This window comes from Protofrankia sp. Cj5, assembly GCF_917627405.1.
In the GTDB taxonomy this organism is placed as follows: Bacteria; Actinomycetota; Actinomycetes; order Frankiales; family Frankiaceae; genus Protofrankia.
The window spans coordinates 32,681-43,094 of record NZ_CAKJTO010000040.1; the positions used below are offsets into that span (position 1 = coordinate 32,681).

Genomic DNA, 10,414 nt, shown 5'->3' on the forward strand with positions numbered 1-10,414 from the left:
CGCTCTAAGAGCGCGCCGTCGGCCATGCGGGCTAACGATCATTATTGTGATTCTGCTCACGCTTGCAATCGTGCCAATCAACGTTTTTGACACAGCTTGACCGTTGGATGCCCGAAATGCCCGGTTCGTCATATAAAAGATGAGCCGGGCATTTACAATTTGTATCCATAAAATAACTTTGAGCGATTAATTCGCGTTGGAACAACGATCACAGACGTCGTGGTGCGACGTGTGACACAGACCGCGGACGTGACCGTTCCGGAACCCTTGCTATCCGGTCGAGAGCCGTCTACGTTCCTCGGTTAACGAGACGAGACAGGTTCGTTTCCGGTGTACTTGGCGCCAGCGGTGCGGTGCACTCCACGCCGGAGAACCTCGTCCTCTCTCCGCACCTGTTGTGGTCCCACCCGAGCAGAGTAGATGTGCGTTAAAACACATCTATGTGGTGCTCGTCCCTGTTATGTCCGCCACAAGCGATGTCCAGCAGGAGACGGTATGCCCAGTCAGTCGCGTTCGCTGCCCCCGGGCAGCGCTGCCGTTCCCGACCCCCTATCTCTGTTGCGTACGGATTCGATCATGATCGGCAGAATGCCATGAGCGCCGGCGTACCTGTCCTGCCCGGCCGGGACCTCCCACCACAGCCCTACGGCCCTGGCTGGCCGGCATACTGGCGGCAGAACGCGGCCTGCCGGGACGGGGATCCCGATGCGTTCTTCCCACCGGACGGTCGCAACACCAAGGCTCGAGCCGCAGCCGAAACCCGAGCCCGCAAGATCTGCGCAAGTTGTCCGGTACGACGGGCCTGTCTCGCCACGGCGCTGTTCCGTCAAGAGGAGCACGGAGTCTGGGGTGGGCTCACGTCGGATGAGCGCAACTCAATCGTGCCACGCGGCCGTCTGAGCGCGGACGACGCGCTGGCTTATGCCGATCGCCTCCTACTGTCTGCCTACGCTACGAACTGATCTTACCACCTCCTCCTGCGGCGTCCGTGTCGCCCGTGGTATGGCGTCTGTCGGCTACCGGTCAGCACTACACCACGGGCGACCAGCCAGATGATCACAAAGTCCCCTGGGTATCCCGGATCTGACCAGCTGGCCTTGACCGAGCAGAAAAGAACCATTGACGCCCCGGTCCGAGATGGGCAGGCTGCGTGTCGTTGCCGTCCGAGGAGGAGTTTCGTGTCGGGGTGTCCCGCGCTTGGTCGCGGTGTTCGGTCGTCCACCGCATCCGTACAGGTCACGCGGTGAGGCCTCCGCGTCGTCTCCTGTTGTTGCGTCATGGCAAGTCGGACTGGGCCGACGGCTCCACACCGGACGCCGACCGGCCCCTGTCACCTCGCGGCCGGGCAGCGTGCGGTCTGATCGCGGAGCATCTGTGCGCCGAGCGGCTCATCCCCGACTTGGTGCTGTGCTCATCCGCGCGCCGTACCCGCCAGACCGTCGAACACATTGCCGGGGCACTTCCACCCGATGTCCCGGTGCTGGCTGAGGACCGGCTCTATCTGGCCGATGCCGCCGATCTCCTCGACCGTCTCCGGGAACTGGACGACGGCGTGCCCACCGTCTTGCTGGTGGGCCACAACCCCGGTATCCAGGCGTTGGCGGCTGGTCTGCTGCCAGCCGGCGAGCGTTCCCGTATTCCTGCCTTTCCCACGGCCGCGCTGGCGGTAGAGGATCTGGCGGTGGGCCGCTGGACCGAGCTCGGGCCGAGCACGACACGTCTGGTGTCCTTCGTCACCCCGCGCTCGCTGGGAGCTTCGGCCAGCCACTGACCTTGGGCCAGCCACGGGCACAGGTGCTTGCCGCGAGTGACCCGGCAGCCGAGGACGGACAGGCTGCCTGTGCGAGCGGGCTCACCTCACCCTGGGGTTGAGGTGAGCCCGCCCCCGGTCAGTAGGCCTGCTCCATGATGCGAGAGGCAGCTGCCGCGATCAGGCCGATGACCAGCGATGCACCGGTCACGATCCACAGCGGGACAGAGTGGAGGACAAGAGCAAAGACACCGACCGAAAAAGCCGCAATGATCAGAAAAACCGCGGCCCACGAACCCGTGTTCGCCTTGTGGTGACCGCCGGAACTCGCCACGTCCGCTCCCATGCATCGTCCACCGAAGTCCGTCGCAGCTGAGACTACCCCGCGAACCGCGGCGGAATCCCGTCGAGATGGGTGACTTCAGCGGGGTTCAGGAATAGCCCGCGAGCCGTGCGAGGTCGTCTAGTTGCTCGCCGAGCCAGCGGCCCACGTCATGGGTGCGCACCTGCTCGGCGGCCGCGGCCAGCCGCCGCTGCCGCTCCTGCGCCGGCATGGTCAGAGCCTCGTGCAGGGCGTCGGCCATCTGCTGCACGTCAAAAGGATGCAGGGTCACCGAGTACTCGCCGAGCTCCTCGTGGGCTCCGGCGTTCTCCGACAGCGCCAGCACGCCGCCACTGCGGTTGACCACAGCGACTTCCTTGACCACGAGGTTCATCCCGTCCGCGATGGCATTGGCCATAATCACATCGCAGATCGAGTAGGCGGCTACCGCGAGCGGGAAGTCCTCAGCCATCCGCAGGTCGATCGGTTGCTGTCCCTCCTTGGTATGCCGAGCGTTGATCTCGGCGACAACCGCGCCGATCAGCGCGATATAGTCGGCGTACTCGGATACGTCCGTGCGGCTTGGTTGGAGCAGGGCGAGGAAACTGACCTTTCCGACGAGCTCCGGATGCTGGTCGAGCAGCGTTCCGAAGGCGAGGAAACCACGCACGACGTTCTTGCTCGGGTCGGTGCGGTCCACCCGGAGGATGAGCTGCCGGTCTCCGTCGAGGAAGGCGTGGCGCAGCATGGTGACATGCGCGGTGACCTCCTCGGTATCCATGGTCGCGTCCAGCGCGGCCGTATCCACGGAGATCGGGTAATAGCGGGCCCGTACCGTCCGATCGCCGACGACCACCAACAGTTTATCGAGATCAACATCCAGGCCGAGCAGCTCCTGCGCGCACAGGACGAAGTTGCGGGCATAGCGCCGGGTGTGAAAACCGACGACGTCACTACCCAGCAGGCCGCTCAGCAGCCGCTTCCGGATGCCCGCGGGCAGCACCCGCCATTCGTCCGGGCCTGGCCAGGGCACGTGTACGAAGTGGGTGAGCAGGACATCCGGGCACAGCTCCCGGACCCGTTCGGCCACCAGGTAGAAGTGGTAGTCCTGCAGCAGGACGAGCGCTTTGCCGCCGCGGGCGCGAACTTCGTCGATGACGGCGTCCGCATAGACTTGGTTGACCGCGGCGTAACCATTTTCGAACGCGTCATGTTCGGCTTGCGTGATGATGGGCGAGAGCACCCGGCCGTACAGCCCGTGCTGGACGAACCACAGGATCGGGTTTGACCAGACGCTGTAGAAGTCCGCGTAGGCCACCGGGTCGGTGACCACCAGACGTACCCGGATGGTGGGACCGTTCGATTCGCCTTCGACCACATGCGGAGACGGCGCGGTCTGTACGACGATCGAACCTCCCCGCGCCTCGCCCGCGACCACGGTGTCCTCCGGAGTGGACGCTCCGCAGACCCAGACAGCGTCGTCGAGGTGCTCGGCGAGACCCGACAGGGCTGACACGAGGCCCCCCGCCCCTCGGGTGACCGTCCGCCCTGAAGTGTCACGGTCGAAGCTCACCGGGCCGCGGTTGGACAACAGGACAAGCGGCAGGTCGAGCATGCTGGTTAGCGGCACGATGGTGCGGCCTCCTCAGTCGCGTGGCAGCGGCGCCGATCGGATGCCGGACCCGTGAACTTCCACGCGTTGTATTCCCCTGGGCCGCCGGCGGCATGACAGAAGTCATGATCGCACCACCGGCAACTTTCCCTCGCCTTTCTCGATCTTCCGGCGATACGGAAGAAACTATGATCACGCCACTGGCGGCCAGCTGGACAACTCGGACTTTAGTAAGGCCCGCTAAGGGATGCACCGCGTCGCGGACAGCCTGCGGAATTGTTACCCAGATCTTCATCCACGACACATTGACAACCGGCTATGACAGTTTGTCATACTTAATTATATTAATTCCACAAATATAATTGGAGGCGCCTGATAGCAGGGGTGCGGATCACGGAGCGAGGTTGGGGCGCAGGCAGTCGCCGGGAGTGATGCGGCGAGGTGTGTGCCCCGGCCCCGCGCAATGCCGCGTCCCTTGTCGCCGGTCGCTCTTAGTACTCCAACCCGACTTTTGTGATCAGTCGAGTTGTAGCTTCACGGCCTGGCGTCGGTAGTGGCAGTGTCTGGCGAGGAACTGCCGGTGGCGCCGCCACCAGGACCAGGCCAGCAGGAACGCGATCGTCACTGCTAGTCGTGGCATGGCTACCTAGACGAACAAGCGCCGGACCTCGTTGACGGTCGGCGGGATCAGGCCCTCGGCCGGCTCGATCATGTGGGCACGGGCTGTCGTCACGGCGAGGAACGCGTAGGTCAGCATGGCGATCAAGGTCCAGCGATGCCACGGGACCCAACGCCGGACCTAGTGCAGCGCCTCAGTAGTTCCTTGCCGGTTGGCGCCCGGGTTGATCGTTACTTTTGGTAGTCGGTGAGGTGGACGATGGCGGCGGTGTCGTACGCCTCGGTGGGTGATCCGATCCGGCTGCCGGTGACGAGTACGGCCGGGGTGTAGTTCTCGGTGGCCGGGTCGTAGAGGGCGAACGCCCAGGCGTCGCCGCCGAGGTACTCGATCCGGCAGAGCCGGATCTGTTCGTCGTGCTCGTCACCCTCGCCGGCCCAGGCGCTCAGATAGCCGAACCCGCCGCGCCACCGGATCGTGATCTCCTGGAGGGCCGGGTGGGTCTGCGAGGCGCGGTGGTCGACAGTCCCCTCGACGAGGTCCTTGAGGCGTTTGGCCGGTACGGGCATGCCTGCCAGTGTGACCGCCTGCCCCCGGTGAGCGGCTCGCGGGCCCGTGACCTGGGGCTTGCGCAGCGGTGAGCGGCTGATGGGCCGGGGCTGGCGAACGGTCGCCGAGGCGTCGCTCGGCAGCCCCGACGGTCAGGTCCGCGAGGTGGTGTTCCCGGCGGTGGCCGGTGGTGAGTAGACGCTGCGGGAGCTGGTGGCCGAGTTCAAGACGAAGGGTCCGGTGTACCGGTGTACCGGCGCACCGTGCAGACGACGTTGAAGGCGTCGTACTCGAATCATTACCGGCGGGGGCTGATCGCGCTGCTCGGGGTGTTGGAGTTTCGGTCGAACAACGACACCCACCGGCCGGTCCTCGACGCCCTCGACCTGATCCGCCGGTACGCCGACACCCGGCTGACGTACCCCCCCGTCGGGGAGACGGTCCCGACGCACAAGGGGCTGCTGGGCGACTGGACGGAGCTGGTGTTCACCGACCCGGCCAAGGGCCCGAAGCGGGTCGTGCGCGGTGTGTACGAGATCTGCACGTTCCAGGCCCTGCGCGACAGCCTGCGGTGCAAGGAGATCTGGGTCGTCGGCGCGGAGAAGTGGCGCAACCCCGACAAGGACCTGCCGGCCGACTTCGAGGCGCAGCGCGGCGCGCACTACGCCGCGCTGCGCAAGCCACTGGACCCGACCATGTTCATCGACCAGCTGCGTGAGGAGATGCGCGCCGAGCTGGCGGCTCCACCGCGGTGGCCAGCGACTCGACGCGCTTCGGCGCCTTCGACCAGAACATCTTCACCGAGTGGCACTTACGGCGGCCGCGGCGTGCTGATCTACTGGCACGTCGAGCGCAAGAGCATGGCTATCCACTCCCAGCTGCTCACCTTCACCGCCTCCGAGGTCGCCGCGATGGTCGAAGGCGCGATCCGGCACGGCACAGCGATGGAGGTCGAGGGCAACTACGTCGACTCCCACGGTCAGTCCGAGATCGGCTTCGGGATCACCCGGCTGCTCGGCTTCGACCTGCTCCCGCGCATCAAACGGATCAACAGGGTTCGGCTCTACCGGCCGGCCGCCGGCGAGCCGGACGCCTACCCGCGGCTCGCGCCGGCGCTGACCCGGCCGATCCGCTGGGACGTCGTCGCCGAACAGTACGACCAGATGATCAAATACGCCACCGCGATCCGGACCGGCACCGCTTCCGCCGAGGCGATCCTGCGCCGCTTCATCCGGGCCAACGCGATCCACCCCACCTACCAGGCCATGGCGGCGACATCGCCACCAACCGCCGCGACGAGCAGGAACTCTCCGTCCTCTGCCTGCGCGTGCTCCAAGCCGCCCTAGTCTACGTCAACACCCTCATGGTCCAGGACGTCCTCGCCGACGACGACTGGGCCGAGCAGCTGACCGACGCCGACCGGCGCGGCCTCACACCCTTGTTCTGGACGCACGTCGCCCCGTACGGTGAGGTGAAACTCGACATGACCAGCCGTCTGACACTCGGCGTGTCCACCGCGGCGCCGCTGGTGTTGACCCGGCTTGGCAGACCTCGGGTCGGGGGAAGAGACTGAGATGCCGGGTCCGGCTGGTAACCGCCTCCCTCGCCAGGAGAGTTCGGCGACGCTCGTCACGTGCCGTATGCGTCGCGCGTGAGGGTGGATAATGTCGCTCGTAGATCGGCGTTAAGCTGGTTGTGTGCCGCGCTAATCGCGTGTTCCTTCTTCGTCCGCTCCGCGCCATACAGGTAGACGGGGCCGACCCGGAGACTCTCCTCCTCCCACCTGTAACGCGCGTGTACATGGCCGTGGAGATGCGGCCAGAGGTTCCCCAACACTTCGTAGTTGATTCGCAGAAAGTCTTCGTCGCGAGCCGCGCATACCTGAGCGACAGCCTCGCCGAGAAGAGACAGGTCGAAAAGGAAGTCCATTCGTTCTGGGCGGGGAAGGTCCGTCAGATGGTTTGCCGATCCGGCGTAGACGAGCAGGCAGTAGCCGGGGAGATGCTGCGTGCTGCCCAGCACTGCCCATCCAGTGCGCATTCTATGGAGAACGTGGGGTTCCTCACCGCTTTCCAACGTGGTAAGCCATTCGCTGCTCATGTTCACACCCTCTGTGCCCTGCGCTGTGTCTGCGCGGTCTACCCCAACGGGCGCTATACCTTAGCATAAGCGCATGATCGATCAGGTCGCTACGCTGTGTGATTTGGCTGAAGGTCGGTGGGGGTGTGTCACGGAGCGGCAGGCGGAGAGAGCCGGTGTCTCGGTCGTCGAGCTCGGGCGCTTCAAAGAAGCAGGGGTCGTTGAGCCTGTCATCGAGGGGGTGATGCGTATTCGCGCTGGTGGGAGGCATCTTTTTCCGCGGCTGTACAGCCAGTGGCTGATGCTGGACCCGGAGCGGCCAGGGTGGCTGCGGGATGCCCCAGGGTGCGGCGTTGTCTCCCATGCCACGGCGCTGCGGGTCTATGGGATTGGCTGACCGGCCGGGACCCGGCGTGGAGTTCACGCTTCCCGCTGGCCCTGCCCGGCCAAGGAGCTCTCATCCTGGCATCGTCCTGCACTCTGGCGAGGTACCCGCCGATGAGTGGACGACCCGGTCCGATCTCTTTGTGACCACTCCCGCACGCACATTGCGCGATCTAACCTACAGCGGGCGGTTTGATCTCGCCGAACTCGGCCGCGTCGCCCACGCCTTTCTGCGCACCCACCTAGCGAACGAGACCGAGCTGGCCCGTGGTCTGGACGTAGCCGCCAGGACATCGCCCTATGGCGGTGAAGTTGCGGCTTCGTTGGAGTCGATTCTGCGTGCGGCGGACGAGGGCAGCGTAGGCTTCCCCGCCCGCCCGCGTAGCTGTTCAGCAGGGGGGTCGCTGACAAACCCCCAGCTCAGCGGCATGGTCATCTGGATCGGAACGCCAGAAACAATGATCATTTTGAAAATTAATAGTTATCTATAGCATGAATTCCGACATGTCGGATAGTGGCGATCATCGCTCTGACCTGGATGTTTGAGCTGTGACCCCTGCTGAACAGCTACCCGCCCGCAGCGTTAGTCAGCCCATGGCCGGCGCAGAAAATCATAACCCAGACTCCCACATCGGGCCGGAATTCCGTGAGACGTTCCCCTCGTGGTCGGAGTTCCGTTCCTACGTCACCGATCGTGCTCGTGCAGCGGAGTTTAATGCCGACCGTGCACTTCACCAGATCTTGACCGGGGACTTCGCGGCGCGTCTCATGAGCCGAACCCCGCACGACTGGATCATTTTCGGTTCGTTGGCGCTTCCATCCCGGCCCACCGCAGACTTCTCGTGGCCTGCCGACTTTCTTCCCGCTCAGCCGAACGAAATCCATCCCGCGTATGTGATGGCCCGATCCGCGTTCATCTGGACCTGTGCGCTCTCGACATCACGGAATCCTACGGTGTTCATGTCAAGCAGGCTGTGGATGCGGTCACGGTGAACGCGGGTGACACCGCCCGAACTGAGCGTGCGCTGGGCCTCGCAGGGCTGGTCCGCTACAGCGCCGACGTCAGGGTCTACGACAGCGGGAAAATCATGGGAGTGATCGTCGCCCAGCCGATCGATCCGAAATACGGGCCCGGCCAGGCACGTCCCGTCGACGACCCAATCGGACTGGAGATCGACATCAAGCCGCCCGATCGGGTTCCTCTGTTCGGCCCGGCCACCGCGCCGAACGGTCCATCGTTGGCATCGCCGTGCCCGGCCTGGCGCCCGTCACTCCCATGATGTATCCCACGGCCAGCCAGCTCGCAGACAAGATCTCCATGCTGAGCGGACCGGCACCCCGCTCGTCCCGCCAGGTCGCAGGCGGCCCTCGCCACCGCTACAAGGACCTCTTCGACATCCATTACATGATCCGTACCTGTTCCGTGGAGGCCCGCCACATGTGGGAGGCGCTTGAGGTCAACAACCAGGTCCGCTTCGGCCGCGAGATCCTGCCCCATCCCTACCACGTCTATGGAGCCGGCCGCAGGCCCGGTGAACTCGACGTTCCCTGGCGGTCGGCGGTGAACACGTTCAAGGCCGACCAATCACAGCTCGCGCGCTACCCCGATTTCGACGCGATGGAACGCGCCGCGGCAGGCTTCGTGGCAGAGCTGACCACAGCGCCTCCGACCAGCACCTGGGCACCAGGACGCGGCTGGTCCCCTCCCCGCTCGGATCTCCGAGCGGTGTCATTCCCCCGGAAACCAGCTCCCAGACCCGGTCCACGGACCCCGCCTGCGCAGGCTCGCACGCTCCCGCCTCATCCGGGCCAGGCGCCCCGGCCACCGACGCGATAGAGGCCTTGCTTCGCAGCGTTTCCGCACCCCGGAAGAGTATCCGATCTTCAAAAAACCTACGTTTCCTGAAGATCAACCCGAGGTGATCCGCAACAGCGCTGGAGTCGTCAAAAACTCCTTCAAAAACGGGCACGCTCAACAACCCCGACGGGACCGTTTGCTGAGATGATCGCGGCCGTGACCACAGCCTTCGAGCCCGCTGAACTGCTCGCCGCCTGCCTGGCCTTCGCTCAGCCCGGGGATACCCTCGTCGTCCCCGCCCTCGACCGGCTCTCCCGCTCCCTCCAGGACCTGATCACCAGGGTGGGGGATCTACGCCGGCGTGGAGTGGGGTTCACCTCCCTGCACGAGAACCTCGACACCACCACCCCCGGCGGCCGGCTCGTCTTCCACGTCTTCGCCGCGCTGGCCGAGTTCATCCGCGAACTCATCGTCACCGGCACTCGCGAGGGCCTGGCCGCCGCCCGCGAACGCGGCCGCGTCGGCGGACGCCCCACCGTCGCCACCCCAGAGATCATCCGTGCCGCCCGCGACATGCTCCCCAACCCCAACCCCAACGTCACCTCCATCGCGAAGCTGCTCGGTGTCAGCCCCGGAACCCTCTACAACCACATCCTTGACCTCCGCGAACTCCGCGCCACCAGCCGCACCCGCCACCAGCTCACCGCCACCCCACCGAAGGCCAGCTAGATCATCGCCGTTTGCGGCTGGTGACACGTTTCTTACCGGCATCCCGTGACCCAGCGTGTCTGGACACCTGCGTCGAGCGCCTTTTCGATCATCTTGTGGGCGAGTTGGGGTTTTGTCGCGCACTCGAGAGCATCGGGCGCGTCGGCAGCCTCGAGTCGTACGGGGTCGTCCGTCCACCCGGCGACAGTGGCAATCAGGTCGGGCTGCGAAGGCTTCGACGTCGGCGCTGCATCCGTCCGGGTCTACGCTGGGGCAGGAAACCATCGGTTGATCATTACGAGTTCTCGCAAACCGTCATGATCGCCGATGGCTTCTTCGTGTCCTGACCTGCGTCGGAAAGCGCTGGGTCGGGCGCCCATCGTCAGCCCAGGGACCACAACTGATCACAAAAGTCAGGTTGGAATACTAGCCGAAGAGCTGGTCGAGGGTGTCAGCGGTCAGGACACGGACGGTCCAGGTCTGGAGCTGGTCAGCGGAGGCGTTACGCACAGTGGCGAGCAGCGTCTCGGGAAGCGGGCCGAACTTGAGTGTCAGCTGCTGGACGAGGGTCTCGACACGTCCTTCGACACGTCCTT

At 65.1% G+C, this 10,414-nt stretch carries 12 protein-coding genes and 2 pseudogenes; 9 read left to right on the top strand and 5 right to left on the bottom strand.

The window, feature by feature from the left end; translation table 11 throughout:
- Nucleotides 1-593 precede the first annotated feature (593 nt).
- Both MJ777_RS11005 and MJ777_RS11010 read left to right on the top strand, forming a co-directional pair.
- Nucleotides 594-962, top strand: coding sequence for a WhiB family transcriptional regulator (locus tag MJ777_RS11005; RefSeq protein WP_239311347.1), 369 nt, complete (start codon nucleotides 594-596; stop codon nucleotides 960-962).
- Nucleotides 963-1,243: 281 nt separating this feature from the next.
- Complete coding sequence (locus tag MJ777_RS11010; protein WP_239311346.1) at nucleotides 1,244-1,771, top strand: histidine phosphatase family protein; 528 nt, start codon at nucleotides 1,244-1,246, stop codon at nucleotides 1,769-1,771.
- 118 nt (nucleotides 1,772-1,889) lie between these two features.
- Here MJ777_RS11010 and MJ777_RS11015 read toward each other — a convergent pair whose 3' ends face one another.
- From MJ777_RS11015 to MJ777_RS11025, 4 genes are all read right to left on the bottom strand, one after another.
- Complete coding sequence (locus tag MJ777_RS11015) at nucleotides 1,890-2,096, bottom strand: hypothetical protein (protein ID WP_239311345.1); 207 nt, start codon at nucleotides 2,094-2,096, stop codon at nucleotides 1,890-1,892.
- 85 nt (nucleotides 2,097-2,181) lie between these two features.
- The gene (locus tag MJ777_RS11020; RefSeq protein ID WP_239311354.1) at nucleotides 2,182-3,687 is read right to left on the bottom strand and encodes a trehalose-6-phosphate synthase; all 1,506 of its coding nucleotides are present in this window, start codon (nucleotides 3,685-3,687) and stop codon (nucleotides 2,182-2,184) included.
- Nucleotides 3,688-4,201: 514 nt separating this feature from the next.
- Entirely contained in the window at nucleotides 4,202-4,324 is a 123-nt protein-coding gene (locus MJ777_RS22710) for a hypothetical protein (protein WP_255724037.1), read from the bottom strand.
- Between the two features lie 209 nt (nucleotides 4,325-4,533).
- Nucleotides 4,534-4,869, bottom strand: a complete 336-nt coding sequence (locus tag MJ777_RS11025; RefSeq protein ID WP_239375773.1) for a hypothetical protein — start codon at nucleotides 4,867-4,869, stop codon at nucleotides 4,534-4,536.
- A gap of 46 nt (nucleotides 4,870-4,915) precedes the next feature.
- On the opposite strand from MJ777_RS11025, the gene MJ777_RS22715 reads away from it, so the two are divergent.
- Both MJ777_RS22715 and MJ777_RS11030 read left to right on the top strand, forming a co-directional pair.
- Complete coding sequence (locus tag MJ777_RS22715) at nucleotides 4,916-5,047, top strand: hypothetical protein (RefSeq protein WP_255724038.1); 132 nt, start codon at nucleotides 4,916-4,918, stop codon at nucleotides 5,045-5,047.
- Between the two features lie 524 nt (nucleotides 5,048-5,571).
- Nucleotides 5,572-6,422, top strand: a pseudogene (locus tag MJ777_RS11030) (Tn3 family transposase).
- Between the two features lie 56 nt (nucleotides 6,423-6,478).
- On the opposite strand, the gene MJ777_RS11035 reads toward MJ777_RS11030, so the two are convergent.
- Nucleotides 6,479-6,949: an HIT family protein gene (locus tag MJ777_RS11035; protein ID WP_239375775.1), complete on the bottom strand. Its 471-nt coding sequence runs from the start codon at nucleotides 6,947-6,949 to the stop codon at nucleotides 6,479-6,481.
- A gap of 73 nt (nucleotides 6,950-7,022) precedes the next feature.
- Between MJ777_RS11035 and MJ777_RS11040 the strand changes: the two genes are divergently transcribed.
- From MJ777_RS11040 to MJ777_RS11060, 5 genes and pseudogenes are all read left to right on the top strand, one after another.
- Entirely contained in the window at nucleotides 7,023-7,325 is a 303-nt protein-coding gene (locus MJ777_RS11040) for a type IV toxin-antitoxin system AbiEi family antitoxin domain-containing protein (RefSeq protein WP_239375777.1), read from the top strand.
- A 130-nt stretch (nucleotides 7,326-7,455) separates the two neighbouring features.
- The gene (locus MJ777_RS11045) at nucleotides 7,456-7,803 is read left to right on the top strand and encodes a hypothetical protein (protein WP_239375779.1); all 348 of its coding nucleotides are present in this window, start codon (nucleotides 7,456-7,458) and stop codon (nucleotides 7,801-7,803) included.
- Nucleotides 7,804-8,301: 498 nt separating this feature from the next.
- Nucleotides 8,302-8,592: a hypothetical protein gene (locus MJ777_RS11050; protein ID WP_239375781.1), complete on the top strand. Its 291-nt coding sequence runs from the start codon at nucleotides 8,302-8,304 to the stop codon at nucleotides 8,590-8,592.
- Entirely contained in the window at nucleotides 8,589-9,149 is a 561-nt protein-coding gene (locus tag MJ777_RS11055; RefSeq protein ID WP_239375783.1) for a nucleotidyl transferase AbiEii/AbiGii toxin family protein, read from the top strand. The genes MJ777_RS11050 and MJ777_RS11055 overlap by 4 nt, the downstream gene beginning before the upstream one ends.
- Nucleotides 9,150-9,356: 207 nt before the next feature.
- A pseudogene (locus tag MJ777_RS11060) lies at nucleotides 9,357-9,839 on the top strand (recombinase family protein); the annotation flags it as partial.
- Between the last annotated feature and the right edge of the window lie 575 nt (nucleotides 9,840-10,414).

Coding starts and splice junctions, on each gene's coding strand:
- MJ777_RS11025 (WP_239375773.1), bottom strand. CDS start 4,869: ATGCCCGTACCGGCCAAACGCCTCAAGGACCTCGTCGAGGGGACTGTC.
- MJ777_RS11005 (WP_239311347.1), top strand. CDS start 594: ATGAGCGCCGGCGTACCTGTCCTGCCCGGCCGGGACCTCCCACCACAG.
- MJ777_RS11040 (WP_239375777.1), top strand. CDS start 7,023: ATGATCGATCAGGTCGCTACGCTGTGTGATTTGGCTGAAGGTCGGTGG.
- MJ777_RS11015 (WP_239311345.1), bottom strand. CDS start 2,096: ATGGGAGCGGACGTGGCGAGTTCCGGCGGTCACCACAAGGCGAACACG.
- MJ777_RS11035 (WP_239375775.1), bottom strand. CDS start 6,949: ATGAGCAGCGAATGGCTTACCACGTTGGAAAGCGGTGAGGAACCCCAC.
- MJ777_RS22710 (WP_255724037.1), bottom strand. CDS start 4,324: ATGCCACGACTAGCAGTGACGATCGCGTTCCTGCTGGCCTGGTCCTGG.
- MJ777_RS11055 (WP_239375783.1), top strand. CDS start 8,589: ATGATGTATCCCACGGCCAGCCAGCTCGCAGACAAGATCTCCATGCTG.
- MJ777_RS11020 (WP_239311354.1), bottom strand. CDS start 3,687: ATGCTCGACCTGCCGCTTGTCCTGTTGTCCAACCGCGGCCCGGTGAGC.